16 protein-coding genes are annotated in these 16,577 nt (G+C 69.1%); 1 reads left to right on the top strand and 15 read right to left on the bottom strand.

Going from position 1 to position 16,577, the window contains the following annotated elements; genetic code table 11:
- Positions 1-22: 22 nt before the first annotated feature.
- On the top strand, positions 23-2,167 hold the full coding sequence (locus JQX13_RS08885; protein ID WP_239015259.1) for a prolyl oligopeptidase family serine peptidase: 2,145 nt from the start codon (positions 23-25) through the stop codon (positions 2,165-2,167).
- Between the two features lie 150 nt (positions 2,168-2,317).
- Here the strand turns inward: JQX13_RS08885 and JQX13_RS08890 are convergent, their stop codons facing one another.
- The 15 genes from JQX13_RS08890 to atpG form a co-directional block, all read right to left on the bottom strand.
- A complete protein-coding gene (locus JQX13_RS08890) occupies positions 2,318-4,135 on the bottom strand; it encodes an AMP-dependent synthetase/ligase (protein ID WP_203408614.1) in 1,818 nt (605 codons plus the stop codon).
- 83 nt (positions 4,136-4,218) lie between these two features.
- Positions 4,219-5,634, bottom strand: coding sequence for an MATE family efflux transporter (locus JQX13_RS08895; RefSeq protein ID WP_203408615.1), 1,416 nt, complete (start codon positions 5,632-5,634; stop codon positions 4,219-4,221).
- 42 nt (positions 5,635-5,676) lie between these two features.
- A complete protein-coding gene (locus JQX13_RS08900) occupies positions 5,677-6,687 on the bottom strand; it encodes a cytochrome d ubiquinol oxidase subunit II (protein WP_203408616.1) in 1,011 nt (336 codons plus the stop codon).
- Positions 6,677-8,005 (bottom strand): cytochrome ubiquinol oxidase subunit I, encoded by a 1,329-nt coding sequence (locus JQX13_RS08905; RefSeq protein WP_203408617.1) that lies wholly within the window; start codon positions 8,003-8,005, stop codon positions 6,677-6,679. The genes JQX13_RS08900 and JQX13_RS08905 overlap by 11 nt, the downstream gene beginning before the upstream one ends.
- 127 nt (positions 8,006-8,132) lie before the next feature.
- Positions 8,133-8,663, bottom strand: coding sequence for a hypothetical protein (locus JQX13_RS08910; RefSeq protein ID WP_203408618.1), 531 nt, complete (start codon positions 8,661-8,663; stop codon positions 8,133-8,135).
- On the bottom strand, positions 8,660-9,064 hold the full coding sequence (locus tag JQX13_RS08915) for a phage holin family protein (RefSeq protein WP_203408619.1): 405 nt from the start codon (positions 9,062-9,064) through the stop codon (positions 8,660-8,662). Before JQX13_RS08915 ends, JQX13_RS08910 begins: the two co-directional genes overlap by 4 nt.
- Before the next feature lie 173 nt (positions 9,065-9,237).
- The gene (locus tag JQX13_RS08920) at positions 9,238-10,281 is read right to left on the bottom strand and encodes an ADP-ribosylglycohydrolase family protein (RefSeq protein WP_203408620.1); all 1,044 of its coding nucleotides are present in this window, start codon (positions 10,279-10,281) and stop codon (positions 9,238-9,240) included.
- 182 nt (positions 10,282-10,463) lie between these two features.
- Positions 10,464-10,721: a hypothetical protein gene (locus JQX13_RS08925; RefSeq protein ID WP_203408621.1), complete on the bottom strand. Its 258-nt coding sequence runs from the start codon at positions 10,719-10,721 to the stop codon at positions 10,464-10,466.
- 11 nt (positions 10,722-10,732) lie between these two features.
- A complete protein-coding gene (locus tag JQX13_RS08930) occupies positions 10,733-11,194 on the bottom strand; it encodes an RrF2 family transcriptional regulator (RefSeq protein ID WP_203408622.1) in 462 nt (153 codons plus the stop codon).
- Positions 11,172-12,188, bottom strand: a complete 1,017-nt coding sequence (locus JQX13_RS08935; RefSeq protein ID WP_203408623.1) for a 2Fe-2S iron-sulfur cluster-binding protein — start codon at positions 12,186-12,188, stop codon at positions 11,172-11,174. Before JQX13_RS08935 ends, JQX13_RS08930 begins: the two co-directional genes overlap by 23 nt.
- A gap of 20 nt (positions 12,189-12,208) precedes the next feature.
- Complete coding sequence (locus JQX13_RS08940; protein WP_203408624.1) at positions 12,209-12,598, bottom strand: group I truncated hemoglobin; 390 nt, start codon at positions 12,596-12,598, stop codon at positions 12,209-12,211.
- 299 nt (positions 12,599-12,897) lie between these two features.
- A complete protein-coding gene (locus tag JQX13_RS08945) occupies positions 12,898-13,302 on the bottom strand; it encodes a F0F1 ATP synthase subunit epsilon (protein ID WP_203408625.1) in 405 nt (134 codons plus the stop codon).
- A 31-nt stretch (positions 13,303-13,333) separates the two neighbouring features.
- The gene (locus JQX13_RS08950; protein WP_203408626.1) at positions 13,334-13,879 is read right to left on the bottom strand and encodes a hypothetical protein; all 546 of its coding nucleotides are present in this window, start codon (positions 13,877-13,879) and stop codon (positions 13,334-13,336) included.
- 30 nt (positions 13,880-13,909) lie between these two features.
- Positions 13,910-15,358, bottom strand: coding sequence for a F0F1 ATP synthase subunit beta (gene atpD / locus JQX13_RS08955; RefSeq protein WP_203408627.1), 1,449 nt, complete (start codon positions 15,356-15,358; stop codon positions 13,910-13,912).
- Between the two features lie 114 nt (positions 15,359-15,472).
- A complete protein-coding gene (gene atpG, locus JQX13_RS08960; RefSeq protein ID WP_203408628.1) occupies positions 15,473-16,381 on the bottom strand; it encodes an ATP synthase F1 subunit gamma in 909 nt (302 codons plus the stop codon).
- Positions 16,382-16,577: the final 196 nt, after the last annotated feature.

Genomic DNA, 16,577 nt, shown 5'->3' on the forward strand with positions numbered 1-16,577 from the left:
GGCGATCGCCGCGCTATCGCTGATGCTGCCCATGACGTCGCTGGCCGCTGGCGCCAGGAGCGCCGTGCCCCCGCCGCCCGTCGCCGCGAAGAAGGCCGTGGTGGACACCTACCACGGCACGAAGGTCGAGGACCCCTACCAGTGGCTCGAGAAGAGCGACGACCCCGAGGTCCGCAAGTGGGTGGAGGGGCAGACCGCGCACATGCGCGCGGTGCTCGACAAGCTGCCCTCGCGTGACGCCATCCGCGCCCGCCTCACCACGCTGATGACCCACAAGTCGCCGGCCCACTTCGCGCTGATTCAACGGGGCGGCGTCTTGTTCTCCATGAAGTTCCAGCCGCCCAAGCAGCAGTCCATGCTGGTGGTGCTGAGCTCGCCCGAGGACCCCTCCACGGCGCGCGTGCTGGTGGACCCGATGGAGCTCGACCCGAGCGGCCACACCACCATCGACTTCTTCGTCCCCTCGCTGGACGGCAAGAAGGTGGCGGTGTCGCTGTCGAAGGACGGCACGGAGAGCGGTGACGTCACCGTCTACGACGTGGCCACCGGCAAGCCCCTGCCCGGCGAGGTGGTGCCCCGGGTGAACGGCGGCACCGCGGGAGGCGACCTGACGTGGAACGCGGACGGCTCGGGCTTCTTCTACACGCGCTATCCGCGCGGCGAGGAGCGCCCGGCGGCGGACCGCGACTTCTACCAGCAGGTGTACTTCCACAAGCTCGGCACGCCGACGGACAAGGACACCTACGAGCTGGGCAAGGACGCCCCGCGCATCGCCAACTTCAAGCTCGCCACGTCCGGGGATGGCGCCTTCGTGCTGGCCACCCTGGGCAACGGCGACGGCGGCGAGTACGCGCTCTACCTGCGCGGGCCCAAGGGCACCTGGACGCAGCTGTCGAAGTTCGAGGACAAGCTCATCCACGCGGAGTTCGGCAAGGACGGCGCGCTCTACGCGCTGTCGCGCAAGGACGCGCCGCGCGGCAAGGTGCTGCGGATTCCGCTCGCCACGCCGTCGCTCGACAAGGCCACCGTCCTCATCCCCGAGGGCGAGGCCTCCATCGCGGGCTTCCGCCCCACCGCCACGCGCCTCTACGTGGTGGAGCAGCTCGGTGGCCCCTCGCGGATGCGCATGGTGGGCCTGGATGGCAAGGAGCTCGGCGTGGTGCCCACCCCGCCCGTCTCCAGCGTGGGCGGCGCGGTGCCCCTGGGCGGTGACGACATCCTCATGACCAACGTCAGCTACACCGAGCCGCCCACCGTGTACCGCTACGCGGCGAAGGACGGCGCGATGACGAAGACGGGCCTGGGCCGGACCTCGCCGGTGGACACCCGCAACGTGGTGGTGGACCGCGTCATGTGCACGTCCAAGGACGGCACCCAGGTGCCACTCAACATCCTCCACGCGCGCGGCACGAAGCTCAACGGCAACAACCCCACGCTGCTCACCGGCTACGGCGGCTTCAACATCTCCCTCAGCCCCGGCCTCAACGTGCTCAACTTCGCCTTCATCGAGCAGGGCGGCGTGGTGGCCGTCGCCAACCTGCGCGGCGGCTCCGAGTTCGGCGAGGAGTGGCACGCCAATGGCTCGCTCACGAAGAAGCAGAACGTCTTCGATGACTTCCACGCCTGCGCGAAGCTGCTGGTGGACAAGAAGTGGACGAAGCCCGCGCGCCTGGCCATCCAGGGCGGCAGCAACGGCGGCCTGCTGATGGGCGCGGCGCTCACCCAGCACCCGGAGATGTACCGCACCGTGCTCGCGTACGTGGGCCTCTACGACATGCTCCGCGTGGAGCTCACGCCCAACGGCCAGTTCAACACCACCGAGTACGGCACGGTGAAGGACCCCGAGCAGTTCAAGGCGCTGTATGCCTATTCGCCCTACCACCAGGTGAAGAAGGGGGTGAAGTACCCCTCGGTGCTCTTCACCTCGGGCGAGAACGATCCACGCGTGGACCCCTTCCACTCGCGCAAGATGGTGGCCCGGCTGCAGGAGGCCACGGCCTCCAAGCGCCCGGTGCTGCTGCGCACCAACAACATGGGCCACGGCATGGGCACGCCGCTGGCCCAGAGCATCGAGGAGAAGGTGGACGTCTACTCCTTCCTCTTCCATGAGCTGGGCATGAAGTACCGCCCGGTGGACGGCAAGGTCGCCTCGCCCGCGGCGAAGTAGCCTCCCGAGGCCCCTCCCTCTCCCCCTGGGAGAGGGTCGGGGTGAGGGTAACGGGTTCCCACCCCAGGGTCCGTGGGCCGGCGGACCCGGGGATTCAACTCCGGATCCGGATACCCTCACCCTGTCCCTCTCCCAGGGGGAGAGGGGAAATCAGGCGGCGCGCGTCTCGCCGCTCTTCTCGGCCTCGCGGTACAGCTCCTCCACCGCCTCGCCGTATTTCTTGAGCACGCTGCGCCGCTTGAGCTTCAGCGACGCCGTCAGCATGTCGTTGGCCACCGAGAAGTCCTCGCTGATGAGCAGGAAGCGTTGCGGCTTCTCGTAGCCCTTCGCGCTCTTGGTGTACTCGGCGATCTGCTCCCGGTAGAGCTGCTGCACCTCGGGGCGCTTGAGCAGCTCGGGGATGGAGGACGTGTCCAGCCCCTTCTCCGTCGCCCACTTCTTCAGCGACTCCATGTCCGGAACGATGACGGCCACGTTGAAGGGCTTGTTCTGCCCGTGCAGCATCACGTTGGTGATGAAGGGCGAGAGCTGCAGCGCCTGCTCGATGGGCACCGGCACCACGTACTTGCCGTTCTCCAGCTTGTACTGCTCCTTGATGCGGCCGGTGATCCACAGGAACCCGTCGTCATCCAGGTAGCCCATGTCGCCCGTCTTGTAGCCACCGTCGCCGGTGAAGGCCTTCGCGTTCTCCTCGGGCATGTTGTAGTAGCCCAGCATCACGTTGTGGCCGTGGACCACGATCTCCCCCTGCTTGGGGTCGCCGGTCTCGCTGCGGTCGATCTCCACGCGCGTGCCGGGCAGGGGCTTGCCCACCGAGCCGATCTTCCGGTTGTGGGGGAAGTTGGCGGTGGCGATGGGGGACGTCTCGGTGAGGCCGTAGCCCTCGTAGACGGTGATGCCGAGGTTGTCGATGAACTCCGCCACCTCGCGGGCGATGGCCGCGCCGCCGCTGAAGGCGTATTTCATCCGGCCGCCGAAGCGCGCGCGGACCTTGGAGAAGACGACCTTGTCGAAGAAGGCGTGCTGGAGGTCCACCAGGACGCTGCTCTGCTTCTTCTCCGAAAGTTCCCGGCGCTGCTTCGCCACTTCAAGTCCGCGCGCGAAGAGCAGGCGCTTGACGGGCGACTCCGCGGCCATGCGCTTCTGCAGCCCGTCGTAGATGCGGTTGAAGATGCGCGGCACCGAGAAGAGCAGCGTGGGCCGCACCTCGCTCAGGTTGTCGATGATCTTGTCCACCGCCTCGGCGATGCCCATGGAGGCGCCCATGGAGAACAGGGCGTGCAGCTCCACCGTCTGCCCGAAGACGTGCGCCCAGGGGAGGAACGCCAGCGAACAGTCGTCCTCCGTCATGGGGAAGATCTCGTGAATGGCCGCCACGTTGCGCGCGATGTTGGAGTGGCTGAGCATCACGCCCTTGGGATTGCCCGTGGTGCCCGAGGTGTAGATGAGGCTACAGAGGTCCGAGCCCTTGGGCGTGGTGACGGGGATGGGCGTCTCGGCGCCGCGGCGCAGCAGGCAGGCGAAGCTGTCCGTCTCGTGCTCGGTGCCGGTGTAGCGGATGATCTGCTCCAGCTTGGGCAGCTCCGGCCGGAGCGTATTGAGCTTGGCGGCGATGGCGTCGGTGGCGGCGAACACCACCTTGGCGCCACAGTCGTTGAGGATGTACTTCCACTCCTTGTCCAGCTGCTGCTCGTACATGGGGACGTACGCGGCCCCCAGCGTGGCGCAGGCATAGGCGCCCACCGCCCACTCGTGCCGGTTGTTGGAGATGACCGCCACCCGGTCTCCCGGCATCACACCGAGCTGGGCCAGCCCACCGCGCAGGTCATCCACCATCTGCCCGAAGCGGGCGTACGTCATCCACGTCCACTGACCGTTCTTCTTCTCGCCGAAGAGGTTGCGGGGGCCGTAGTGGGCCGTGCTCTGCAGAAAGATGTCGACCAGCGTCTCGAACTTGGGACTCGCCATGTGCTCGGGCTCCTTCGGGTCGGGAGATGGGCGTTCGTCACGAGAAAGACGCCCCCTTGTGCCTGAGAACCCGGAAAGCTACCTCATTTGGTGTCCCTACTGGATGGGTCTGGCGGCACTTTCGGCCGCACCCCTGGTGGAAAATCCTGCTCCAACAGGTTGAACCGCCGCCAGGCGCCCCCTCGGAAGCGCAGGTAGAGGGCGAGCGCCAGTCCGCCAATATAGACAGTCAGCCAGAGCATGGCGGCGACCGCCCCCGCCCCGAGCACCCGGACGCTCACCCAGGCCCCCGGCACGAAGAGGAACCAGGCGATGGCCATCCGCATCCACAGGGTGAAGGCGGTGTCTCCGGCGGCGCGCAGCGCCTCGGCGAGGGTGGTGACCATCGCATCGAAGAGCTGCCAGGCCACGGACAGCCGGAGCATCCGCGCGCCCATGTCGAGCAACTCCCCCTCCGACGCGCCACCCGCGAAGGGCGCGAAGACCCACCGGGGCGCCAGCAGGAAGACGAGCCCCACCAGCCCCTGCCAGCAGCCCGTGAGAATGAAGGTGAGCCGCACGGCGCGCGGCACCTCGTCCCGGGCGCTCGCGCCGATGGCCTGGCCCACCACGATGGCGCCCGCGCTCCCGATGGCGAAGGCCGGCATGAAGGCCATGGAGTTGAGCTGCATGACGGCCATCAGTGCCGCCAGCACGGTGGTGCCCAGCCCCGCCACCACCACGTTGACGAAGAAGCTGTAGGCCAGGAACTCGAAGAACCAGTTGAGGCCCGAGGGGAGGCCGAAGCGCAGCGTCCGCAGGAACTCGCGCCCGTGCAGGCGTGGCCACCGCGCGCCTCCCCCCTGGACGAGGAAGAACACGAGCAGCCCGGCGAAGGAGAGGCCCGTGGAGATGACACTCGCCCACGCGGCGCCGACAACGCCGAGCGCGGGCAGCCCGAGGTGGCCGTCGATGAGCAACCCGTTGCCCAGGATGTTGAGCACCATGGCGGCGATGCTGGCCACCATGGGCAACCGGGTATTGCCCAGGCCCGCGTAGTAGTTGGCGAGCGCCTCGAAGCCCACGACGAGCCCGCCCGACAGCAGGCGGACCTGGAGGTACGCGCCCACGCCGTCGCGCACCTCGGGGGTGTATTCGAACAGGGAGAGCCCCGAGGGCAGCACGGGCAGCAGGGCCACGCACAGCACCTGGGCCAACCCGGCGATGGCGAGCCCATAGAAGGCGTAGCGCCGGGCTCCGCCCAGGTCCCCGGCGCCAAAGGACTGGGAGGCGAAGCTGGAGACGATGAACACCGTCCCCATGGGGAGGATGAACACCAGGTTGGAGTTCATCGCGCCCGTGGTGGCGGAGGCCAGGGCGGACTCGCCGAGGTGGGCCACCATGATGGCATCCGCGAGCCCCACCACCACCTGCGTGGAGCGCGAGACGATGATGGGCCACGCCAGCCGCAGCAACGAGCCAATCGTCACGGCGGCGCGTTCGCCAGGAGCGCTGTGCATGGCCCGACTCCTAGCACGGCGCTCCGAGCCCCTGGCGCGCGACTACCGGGAGGCGCCTCGAGGTGAGGACTGGAACACACGCAGCAGGAACAGCAGCGAGGGGAAGATGAGGGCCGCGCCCACCGCGAGCGCCACCAGCAGGGCCCGCAGCGTGGACTCGGGCGCCGCCGTCCGCTGGAGGGTGAGGTCCGGCACCACCAGGTAGGGGTACTGGGAGACAGCCCACCCCACCACGATGAGGCCCACCTGCGCCGCCGCCGCCATGCGCGCCAACCAGAAGCGCCGGGTGAGCAGCAGCCCGAAGGCCGCCACCGCCGCCACGGCCGTCGCCGCGTGCAACGTCAACGCGAAGGGCGAGTCCGTCAGCCCGGCCCACACCCGGGGCGCCCCCTCGCGCGCGAGCGCCAGCACGCCGAAGGCCGCCAGGAACACCGCCACGCCCGCCCCGAGCGCCCGCTCGCGGAAGTCCTCCTGGAGCGCGGGCTCGCGCGTCTCGGCGAGCAGGTACACCGCCGCCAGGAAGGCGAAGAGGCACAGGGCGAGCAGCCCCACCGCCAGCGCGAAGGGGGACAGCCACCCGGCGAAGAAGCCGCTCTCCACCACGGTCCCCCGCACGCGGATGTCCCCGCTCACCACGGCGCCCACGCACATGCCCAGCAGCGCCGGGGACAGCACGCTCGCCACGCTGAAGACGACCCCCCAGCGGCGCTGCACCCTGTCGCCGCGCGCGTCGTAGGCGCGGAAGGTGAAGGCCGTACCCCGGAAGACGATGCCCAGCAGCAGCAGCGTCAGCGGCACGTGCAGCGCCACCGACAGCACCGCGAAGGCCCGGGGGAAGGCCGAGAAGAGGATGACGACGCCGATGATGAGCCAGACGTGGTTCACCTCCCACACCGGGCCAATGGCCTTGGAGATGAGCGCCCGCTGCTCCGCCTTGCGAGGCCCCGAGGCGAGCAGATCCCACACGCCCCCGCCGAAGTCCGCGCCCCCGAAGAGCGCGTAGAGGACGAAGGCGGTCACCAGCGCGCCGCCCAGGAACAGTTCAGTGGGCATGGGACACCTCCCGCGGCTCCTCGTTGCCCGGCAGCGTGCCCGCCACCTGCCGCACCAGGAGGAACACCACCATCGCGCCCAGGAAGAGGTAGGCGAGCGTGAACGTCCAGAAGGGCACCGCCAGGTTCGGCACCGGCGTCACCGCGTCCGCCGTGCGCATCACCCCGCGGATGATCCACGGCTGGCGACCCCACTCGGTGACGAGCCACCCCGCCTCCATCGCCACCACGCCGAGCGGCCCACACAGCAGCCAGCCCCACAGCATGCGCCGTCCCTCGGGCCACGCCTTGTGCCGCCAGCGCAGGAAGAGCGTCACCACCGCGAGCAGCGCCATCAGGCTTCCCGTGCCCACCATGAGCTGGAAGGCCAGGTGCACCTTGAGCACCGGGGGCCACTCGTCACGAGGGAACTGGTCCAGCCCCCTCACCTCGGCGTTCGGGTCGGCGAAGGCCAGCAGGGACAGCCCCCTGGGTATCTCCAGTCCGTAGCGCGTGGTGCGCGACTCCTCGTCCGGAAGCCCGCCCACGGTGAGCGGCGCGCCACGCTGGGTCTCGAAGAGGCCCTCGGCCGCCGCCAGCTTCGCCGGCTGCTCCCGGGCGATGTGTTCCGCCTGCTGGTGTCCCGCGAGCGGTTGCAGCAGCGCGGTGATGCACGCCATCGGCAGCGCGATGGAGAGCGCCTTGCGGTGGAACGTCGCCCCCGGGTGGCGCAGCAGCACGAAGGCATGGATGCCCGCCATGACGAAGGCGCTCGACTGGTAGCAGGCGAGCAGTGTGTGCACCACCTGGTACTGCCAGCCCGGGCTGAACATCGCCGCCACCGGATCCACGTTCACCGGCCCGCCCGGCGTGGGCGTGAAGCCCGCGGGGTGGTTCATGAAGGCATTGACCAGCGTGACGAAGAAGGCGCTCGCCGCGCCGCTCAACGCCACCATCACCCCCGAGAAGAGGTGCAGCCCCGAGGGGATCCGCTCCCGACCGTACAGGTAGATGCCGAGGAACACCGCCTCGGTGAAGAAGGCCGTCCCCTCCAGTGAGAAGGGCAGCCCTATCACTTCCCCGTAGGTCCCCATGAACTCGGGCCACAGCAGCCCCAGCTCGAAGGACAGCACCGTGCCGCTCACCGCGCCCACCGCGAAGAGGATGGCCGTCCCCTTCGCCAGCTTGCGGCTCAGCGCCACGTAGTCCGCGTCTCCCGTCCTCCGGGCCTTCAGGTCACTGAGCACCATCAGCAGCGGCAGCGCGATGCCCGCCGCCGCGAAGACGATGTGGAAGGCGAGGGACATCCCCATCTGTGCGCGTGCGTAGAGCAGATCCATGACATGGATGAATCTGATTTATGCTCGAATTCTACGCAATCACCAATTCTAATGGACCTACCAAGACTGAACGCGGCGCCCTCCCGTCACAGGAGGGTGCCGCGTTCCACGTCTCGAGCCCAGGGCACTACGCGTGTGCAGGGGACTGGTTGATACGCAGCCCGAGACGTTTCCTGCCCTGCGGCTCCGGGCCTTGCTCGGAGGCAGGAACCAGCGACTGCACGGCCCTCCTGGCCATGGCCCAGGCCAGCGTGCTGGCGAAGATGAGCACGAGCTTCCGGCCGAGCTCGATGCCGATGGGGCCCTCACTGGCGCGGGAGGCAACCCGCTCCGGATGCTCCCAGGCGCGCCGCAGGGCCTCCCGGCGATGCTTCCACAACAATTCCTCGTAATGGCGGTGCCTCCACCCGGCGACGGCAATGCCCATGACGACCAGCCCCAGCGCGACGCCGCCCGCCTTCATCAACACGTCGCGGTTCTTGCCGAGCGCCTGACGGACCTGGTAGCGCACGTCCATGGCGCGCTCGCGGCGCCGGTCCAGCTCCTCGAGGGTGAGGAGCAGCTCGTCGCGCAGACGGTCCGCCGTCTTCTCCACCTGCTCCCGGTCGTCCATGCCGGCGGTGATGCGTCCGCCCCCCTTCTTCTCCTGCTCGCTCATCGCAGTGTCTCCCGGGTGCGGGCGATGTCCGTCTTCAATCGTTCCTGGGTGTGGGGCAGGGGCTTCTTGGGCAGCCGCTTGTAGCCCGCGAAGGCCAGCCCCCCCGATAGCAGCAGCAGGAAGGCCCCCACCAGGAGCACGCCGAGCCACTCCGACAGCGGCAGCGCCAGGCCCACCGTCACGAGGAGGGCCGCCAGACTCACCAGCCCCAGCACGGCCCCAGCCCCCAGGAGGATGCCCGAGATGCGCGCCGCCTTCATCTCCTCGCGCAGTTCCTTCTTGGCGTGCAGCACCTCGGCGCGCGCCAGCAGCCGGGCTTCCTCGATGGCATGGCGGATGAGCTCCGCCGTCGATAGCGATTCCAGTTGTCTGCGCTCCAGACGCTCCGATTCCAGTTCCACGTCGCCGCCTCCCGGGGCATCCGGCGGGCCCTCCCGTTGTGGTACCAGGTACGTCCCGCTCTCTCTCGCGGAAGGTGGGCGCGGAATGAGACCGGGGGAAGTCGGGTCGCCAGGAAGCGCGAGGTGCCCGGCCGCCTCCTCTCCCGGGAGGGAGCGGGCAGCCAGGGGCTCGATCAGCGGCGGCGCTTGTGCGGGTTCTGCTGGGCGAGCGCGGTGGCCAGCGTCTCGCGCACCTGCCGTGCCTGGAAGAGCCGGTCCGCCGTGTCCAGCAGCGTCTCCGCGTACAGCACGTGCTTGCGCAGCCGCGCGGGGATGGCGGCCGTGCCCAGGTGCGCGCCGAGGAGGGCACCCGTGCAGGCCGCGGCCACGTCGGCCTCGCCCCCGCAGCGCAGCGCCAGCCCCACCGCCTGACGGAAGTCGTGCGGCACCTTGAGCGTCGCGAACAGGCTGGTGAGCAGCACCGGCACCACATGCGGCGGCAGGCCGTCCACGCCCCGGAGCTGACTGGGCGGCACGCTCACCTTGCGCAACTGCCCGAGCGCCCGCGCCGTGTCCCACGTCAGCAGCCGGGGCAGGTGCCGCAGCTCCTCGGCCAGTTCCTTGTCGTGCGCCGCCGCCGACAGCGCCAGCTCCTCGCAGAAGGCGGCGGGCGTGAGGGGCTCCTTCGTCGTGAGTCCCAGCGCCACCGCCTGCGCGAAGGCGGCCGCGGCCGCCGCGCACGTGGGATCCTTGTGCGTCAGCACCGACAGCACGCCCGCGTCGTGGCGGATGCGCACCCGGCTCTTGCTCTCGAAGAGGCCCACCACCACCGCGCGGCTGAGCACCGAGTGGCACTTCACGCCCAGCGGCGCTCCCGCGCTCATCCACGGAGTGCCCTGCGCCAGCTTCTGCAGCGCCTCGGCCAGCTGCTTGGGCGGCTGGAGGATGATGCCCTCCTGCCACAGCCACGCGAAGTGCGCCGCCGCGCTGCGTCCATCCACCTTCCCCTCGCGGATGACGCTCTCGGCCGCCGCCAGCATCAGCTGCGTGTCATCCGAGAACTGGCCCTTGGCGAACTTCCCCCGTGGCCGGGGCGCGAAGTCCTCCGCCAGTCCAGGAAGGCGAGCCAGGCTCGCCGGAGGGATGCCGCGCAGGGGAAAACCGAGGGCATCCCCGATGGCGAGTCCCAGGAATGCCGCTTGAAACCTGTCCTGGCGCTCGGCGGGAGTCAGCGACATGGGGAGCGGCAAGATAACCGAGCCGCGTTCAGTGACTAGCCCCGTCTTTCATCTCTTCGTGAGTTCCTCGCATGCCGACGCACAGCTTGGGTGAAGGGCGCTCTCCCACCACAAGGTACGCGCGCACGTGCGGTGCATGGCACGCAACGTGCCCGGCGGACGACGGGCACGGTGCGGGCGTATTACGGATCGCGACCGAGGTTGACAACCGCCTGCAGTCTCGCCACGACGGCCTGCGCGCCCTGGTGCAGGTGCTCGCCATCCCAGAGTGCCGGTGTGCTGTGTCCACCCCGTTCTCGCCAGGCCGCCTCCGCATCGGGAAAGGCGACATTGCGAAAGCGCACCCGGTCCTCGAGCTCGTAGTCCACCACGTAGCGGCGCGCTTCCGCCGAGGGCGGGTCCGCGATGCGGTGGAAGAGCTCCAGCACGTGACCCGTCATGGCTGGACCTCTCAGCCCGCCCCGCCCACATCCACCGTGGGCTTGAGGAAGTAGGCGGACAGCTTGCGCGGGCTGCGCCGCAGGATGTCCTCCAGCGTGTATTGGTCGAGCGTGGCCAGGAAGGAGCGTGTCGCCTCGTTGAGCACGCCGATGAGCCCACAGGCCGGAGTGATGGGGCAGTTGTTCCGCTCCCCATCGAAGCACTCCACGATGTGGAAGTCCGGCTCCATGTGCCGCACCACCTGCCCCACGGAGATCTCCGAGGGCGGCCGCGCCAGGACGACGCCTCCGGCCCGCCCCGGCCTCACCTCCACGAAGCCGTGGCGGCCCAGGCCCTGCACCACCCGGACGAGGTGGTGCTTGGAGATGCCATAGGCGTCGCTTACCTCGCCCGTGGAGACCACCCGATCCGGGTTGGCCGCGAGGTACAGCAGCACGCGCAGCGCGTAGTCAGCGTGAAGCGTCAGATGCACTGGCCATCACTCCCGCTCCCCCCTGAGGCGGGGGAGTGCTCGGGAGGAAGGCATCCGCGTGGATCTCCTTGAGCGACAGCCCGGCCAGGAAGAGCTTCTTCCTCAGGGATAGCACCAGGTCCGGGCTGCCGCACAGGTACCCCCTCCAGCCGGCCGGCCGAGGGCATACCTCCTTGATGATCGCGTCCAGCGCTCCCACCGTCACCCCCACCCGCGCCTGTCCCTTCGAGACGCAGGGCCTGTACTGGAGTTGGGGATGGCGCGACTGCAAGGCCCGGAGCTCCTCCACGAGGTACAACCCCGAGACGTCCACCGCGCCGTGGAAGAGCCAGATGGGTCCGGTATGCCCCCGCTCCAGCGCGTCCCGGATGATGCCGTAGAGCGGCGCCAGGCCCGTGCCCGTCCCCACCAACAGCAGCGACTGCTCCGGCCGCCCCGGCACGTAGAAGCACTCGCCCGCGGGTCCTTGGAGCTCCAACACATCACCGGGCCGGGCCTCCTCGAAGAGCCAGCCGCTCATCCGGCCTCCGGGGACACGGCGGACATGCAGCGCCAGGGTGTCCTCGTGCGGCAGACTCGCCAGCGAGTAGCTCCGGGCCAGTCCATCCGTCCGGAGCACGGACACGTACTGGCCGGCCCGGTACTCGAAGTCCCCCTCGGGACGCAGCCGCACGCACAGCACACTGTCGCTGAGTCTTTCCAGCGAGGTGATGCGCGCGGGCACCCGCAGGTCCGCGCCCGCCCCGGCCACCTCGAGCTCACCTTCCGGCTGGCACGCGCACGCGAGGAAGTAGCCCCGCGCCTTCAGCGTCTCCTTCAGCCCCACCTGCGCCCGGGCCGGCACCTCGCCGCGCTCGGCTCGCATCAGGCAGGACTGACACGCCCCCGCCCTGCACGAGTGCGGCACCTCCACCCCCCGCCGCAGCAGCCCGTCGAGCACCGACTCGCCTTCGTCCAGCCCGTACCACTGCCCCTCGTGCTTGACCCTCGCCATGCGAGTGCCCCCTCTCGTCCTCAGCGGTTGAGCACGTCCGCCCGCGCGCTCCCGGCGATCGCCAGCACCTGCTCCACCAGCGGCTTCGCCACGCCCAGCTCCGTCAGCGTCGCCGACAGGTGCTCCACCACCGCGTCGAAGTGCGTGTCGTTCAGCCCCTGCCGCACCAGGTGCGCGTGCCCCTTGCGCATGTCCTTGCCCGAGTAGGCGCTCGGGCCCCCGCACACCATCGTGAGGAACGCCTTCTGCTTCGCCGCCTGGCGCTCCATGTCCACGTCCTCGAAGAAGTGGCTGATGCGCTCGTCCGACAACACCTTCCGGTAGAAGAGCTCCACCGCCGCCGCCATCGCCGGCTCCCCGCCAATCCGCTCGTACAGGCTGCTCTGCTTCTCCGCGACGCTGGTGCTCATGTGTGCCCGCTCCCCCGGACCGGCTCGGGTCCGACAATGATGCATCTCAAATGCATCTTTTAATGTGCATATGGAATGCACCTTTTTGAACGAGACGTCAAGAGGGCGCGCACTGTCCGTGCGTCCGGGCAACTGGGGTTCAGTGATGTTGAGGGGGGACGGCTCGCGGTCAGGGGGCTCGAGAGTGGGAGCCTCGCGTCCTGCACCGCAGGGCCCTTGGGGCCCGTACCGAGGTACTGCTCAGGGGGCGAGATACCCTCACCCCCACCCTCTCCCAGGGGGAGAGGGGGCGGCGTTCATCAGCGCATCGTGGCGGCGGACATTCGCGCCGTCTCGCGACGCACCGTGGCCTGCTCGATGTCGAAGCGCACGTCGTCCGACGACATGCCGCGCAGACGCTCCTGCGCCTCCTGCATCCGCCGGCGCGCCGCCTCCACGTCGATGCCCGTCACCGCCTCGGCCACGTCCGCGAGCACCAGCACCTTGTCGTTGCTCACCTCGGCGAAGCCGCCCGCCACGAAGTAGTACTCGCGCCGACCTCCATCGATCAGCGTCAGCACCCCCGGCTCCATCAGCGACAGGAACGGCGTGTGGCCCGGCCGAACGCCGAACAGACCCTTGCCGCCCGGGACGATCGCCTCGTCCGCCTGCACCGACAGGATGCGCTTCTCGGGGGTCACAATCTCGACCGTCAGCTTGGCCATGGGCTTCCGTGCTCCCTGGGTACCGCTCTTTTCAGAAGGTCAGCTTGTGGGACTTGCCGCCCACCGTCTCGAACTCGATGTGCCCGGCGTCCGTCAGACGCGGGCCCTTGCCCGGAACCCCGAGCAGTCCTTCCAACCACTTGAGGTGCTGGCCCAACTGCCGCACCTCCGGTAGCTCGCGCTGGGCCACGAAGCTCAACAGGCTCCGCTCCTGCACCCGCCCACCCTGGCGGTCGTACTCCACCGCCACCACCGTGTTGGCCCACGCGGGCACCTTCCTGTACCGCTTGCCGGGCAGCTTCTTCGTGCCCTTGGGCGCCAGCGGGAAGAGCACCCACACCCGCGCTCCGTCGTTGGAGACGAAGTACAGGTCATCCACCCCGCCCACGCACTCCTTCAGCGTCCAGAGCGGCCCGCTCTCCTTCGACACCTCCAGCGTGCACTGCCCGGGGGCCTTCTCCACCAGGCGCACGCTGAAGGTACCGTTGGCGCTCACCCGCGTACGGCTGGCGCGCTCCGCGGCGGACGCCGGGAGCGACACCAGCAACAGCATCACGATGAGGGCGGAGCGCGACATCCGAGCGGACCTTCCGGCGCGGCCGGCGGACTAGGCCGCCGCCGCCATCTTGCGGGCCTTCTCCACCGCCTCGTCGATGCCGCCCACCATGTAGAAGGCCGACTCGGGCAGGTCGTCGTGCTTGCCGTCGCAGATCTCCTTGAAGCCCTGCACGGTGTCCTGCAGCTTCACGTACTTGCCCGGGGCGCCGGTGAACACCGTGGCCACGAAGAAGGGCTGCGACAGGAAGCGCTGGATCTTCCGGGCGCGCGCCACCACCAGCTTGTCGTCCTCGGACAGCTCGTCCATGCCGAGGATGGCGATGATGTCCTGCAGCTCCTTGTAGCGCTGGAGGATGCCCTGGACACGCCGGGCCACCGTGTAGTGCTCCTGGCCCAGGATTTCAGGCGTCAGGATGCGGCTGGTGGAGTCGAGCGGATCCACGGCCGGGTAGATGCCCAGCTCGGAGATGGCGCGGTTGAGCACCGTCGTCGCGTCCAGGTGGGCGAACGCGGTGGCGGGGGCCGGGTCCGTCAGGTCGTCGGCGGGCACGTAGATGGCCTGCACCGAGGTGACCGAGCCCTTCGTGGTGGAGGTGATGCGCTCCTGCAGACCGCCCATCTCCGTGGCCAGCGTGGGCTGGTAACCCACGGCGCTCGGGATGCGGCCCAGGAGGGCGGACACCTCGGAACCGGCCTGGGTGAACCGGAAGATGTTGTCGATGAAGAGGAGCACGTCACGCCCCTCGACGTCGCGGAAGTACTCGGCGATGGTCAGCGCCGTGAGGGCCACGCGAGCGCGGGCGCCGGGCGGCTCGTTCATCTGGCCGTACACCAGCACCACCTGGCTCTCCTCCAGGTTGTCGATCTTGATGACCTTGGAGTCCTGCATCTCGTGGTACAGGTCGTTGCCCTCGCGGGTGCGCTCGCCCACGCCGGCGAACACGGAGAAGCCACCGCGCTCCACGGCCACGTTGCGGATGAGCTCCTGCAGGAGCACCGTCTTGCCCACGCCGGCGCCGCCGAACAGGCCGATCTTCCCACCACGGGTGTAGGGGGCCAGCAGATCGATGACCTTGATGCCCGTCTCGAACATCTGGACGCGCACGTCCTGGTCCGTGAACAGGGGCGGCTGGCGATGGATGGGCCAGCTCTCCTTGGCGTTGACGGGGCCCTTCTCGTCCACCGGATCGCCGGTGACGTTGAGGATGCGGCCCAGGGTGGCCTTGCCCACCGGCGCCTGGATGGGCGCGCCCGTGTTCTTCACCGGCTGGCCACGGGCCAGACCGTCGGTGGAGTCCATGGCGATGCAGCGCACGGTGTTCTCACCCAGGTGCTGCGCCACCTCGATGGTGAGGTTGTCGGCCGCCGAGCTGATGTTGACGTTGGTCACCTTCAGCGCGGTGTACACCTCGGGGAGCCCACCGGGCGGGAACTCCACGTCGACCACAGGACCGAGAACCTGGGTCACCTTGCCTACCGTCGGAACTTGAGCGCTCATGGAATGTTCTTCCGTTCCTCGTCGAAATTTGGATCCAGGGGACGGGCGGGCCCCTCTACAGGTGGCCTCCCCCGGGGGTCAAGCTTCAAGGCCCCGCGGCCAGAAGCGTAACTTCTACTTCAGAGCCTCCGCGCCGGACACGATCTCCATCAGCTCCTTGGTGATCACCGCCTGACGCGTGCGGTTGTAGGTGAGCGAGAGGCTGGCGATCATGTCCGTGGCGTTGCTCGTCGCGTTTTCCATAGCGCTCATACGGGCGCCATGCTCGCTGGCGACGCTCTCCAGCAGGGAGCGGTACAGCTTGATGGATACCGCCTGGGGCACCAGCCGATCGAGCACGTCCTGACGGCCCGGCTCGTACTTGAAGTCCACCAGGGCCTGGGTGGGCGCGGCCACCGGCGCGGCCTGACCGACCTCGGCGGCCGTGGGGGCGCCCACCGACAGCGTCTGCAGCGGCAGCAGCTGCGCCACGGTCACCTTCTGGCTGATGGCGGAGATGAACTCGTTGTAGATGACGTAGACGGCGTCCACTTCCCCCTTGAGGAAGCGGGCGCTCAGTTCCTCGGCCACCTGCGAGGCGTGGGGGTAGTCCAGCCGCTGGTAGAGGTAGCCGAAGTCCTTGCGCATCTTCTGGCCGCGCTGGCGGAAGAAGTCGTTGCCCTTGCGGCCAACGCTGGAGACCTCGACCTCCCAGCCGCTGTTCTCGAAGAGGAAGCGGCTGGCGCGCCGGATGACGTTGGAGTTGAAACCGCCCGCCAGGCCGCGGTCCGAGGTGAGCAGCAGCACCTCCACCTTGCGCACCGGGCGCGAGGCGAGCAGCGGATGCGCCAGCCCCTCGCCCTCGGAGCGGGTCGCCAGGTCGGAGATGATCTGGTCCAGCATCTGCGCGTAGGGACGCGCGGCGATGATGGCGTCCTGCGCCTTGCGGAGCTTCGCGGCGGCCACCATCTTCATCGCCTTGGTGATCTGCCGCGTGTTCTTCACCGAGCGGATGCGCTTGCGGATGTCGCGAAGGGACGCCATGGGGCCACCAACTCCTGTGGAAACGCGGGCGTGAGCCCCTCCAGGAGGAGCGGAGCCCGGACGCGGCCCCCTATATAGGGCGGTGTGGCGGCCGGTCAACCGTGGCCTTCCAACAAGTGGAGCCCCGAGACCGATGCCGGGCATCCAGGCACGGCGTCCCCCCTTCCCCGGGGGTGCCGGACCGGACCCGGAGACT

Source organism: Archangium violaceum (assembly GCF_016859125.1).
GTDB lineage: Bacteria > Myxococcota > Myxococcia > Myxococcales > Myxococcaceae > Archangium > Archangium violaceum_A.

Excerpts from the sequence above, each read along its gene's own strand:
- JQX13_RS08885 (WP_239015259.1), top strand. The coding sequence starts at position 23 with ATGCTGCCCATGACGTCGCTGGCCGCTGGCGCCAGGAGCGCCGTGCCC.
- JQX13_RS08890 (WP_203408614.1), bottom strand. The coding sequence starts at position 4,135 with ATGGCGAGTCCCAAGTTCGAGACGCTGGTCGACATCTTTCTGCAGAGC.
- JQX13_RS08895 (WP_203408615.1), bottom strand. The coding sequence starts at position 5,634 with ATGCACAGCGCTCCTGGCGAACGCGCCGCCGTGACGATTGGCTCGTTG.
- JQX13_RS08900 (WP_203408616.1), bottom strand. The coding sequence starts at position 6,687 with ATGCCCACTGAACTGTTCCTGGGCGGCGCGCTGGTGACCGCCTTCGTC.
- JQX13_RS08905 (WP_203408617.1), bottom strand. The coding sequence starts at position 8,005 with ATGGATCTGCTCTACGCACGCGCACAGATGGGGATGTCCCTCGCCTTC.
- JQX13_RS08910 (WP_203408618.1), bottom strand. The coding sequence starts at position 8,663 with ATGAGCGAGCAGGAGAAGAAGGGGGGCGGACGCATCACCGCCGGCATG.
- JQX13_RS08920 (WP_203408620.1), bottom strand. The coding sequence starts at position 10,281 with ATGTCGCTGACTCCCGCCGAGCGCCAGGACAGGTTTCAAGCGGCATTC.
- JQX13_RS08925 (WP_203408621.1), bottom strand. The coding sequence starts at position 10,721 with ATGACGGGTCACGTGCTGGAGCTCTTCCACCGCATCGCGGACCCGCCC.
- JQX13_RS08935 (WP_203408623.1), bottom strand. The coding sequence starts at position 12,188 with ATGGCGAGGGTCAAGCACGAGGGGCAGTGGTACGGGCTGGACGAAGGC.
- JQX13_RS08940 (WP_203408624.1), bottom strand. The coding sequence starts at position 12,598 with ATGAGCACCAGCGTCGCGGAGAAGCAGAGCAGCCTGTACGAGCGGATT.
- JQX13_RS08945 (WP_203408625.1), bottom strand. The coding sequence starts at position 13,302 with ATGGCCAAGCTGACGGTCGAGATTGTGACCCCCGAGAAGCGCATCCTG.
- JQX13_RS08950 (WP_203408626.1), bottom strand. The coding sequence starts at position 13,879 with ATGTCGCGCTCCGCCCTCATCGTGATGCTGTTGCTGGTGTCGCTCCCG.
- atpD (WP_203408627.1), bottom strand. The coding sequence starts at position 15,358 with ATGAGCGCTCAAGTTCCGACGGTAGGCAAGGTGACCCAGGTTCTCGGT.
- atpG (WP_203408628.1), bottom strand. The coding sequence starts at position 16,381 with ATGGCGTCCCTTCGCGACATCCGCAAGCGCATCCGCTCGGTGAAGAAC.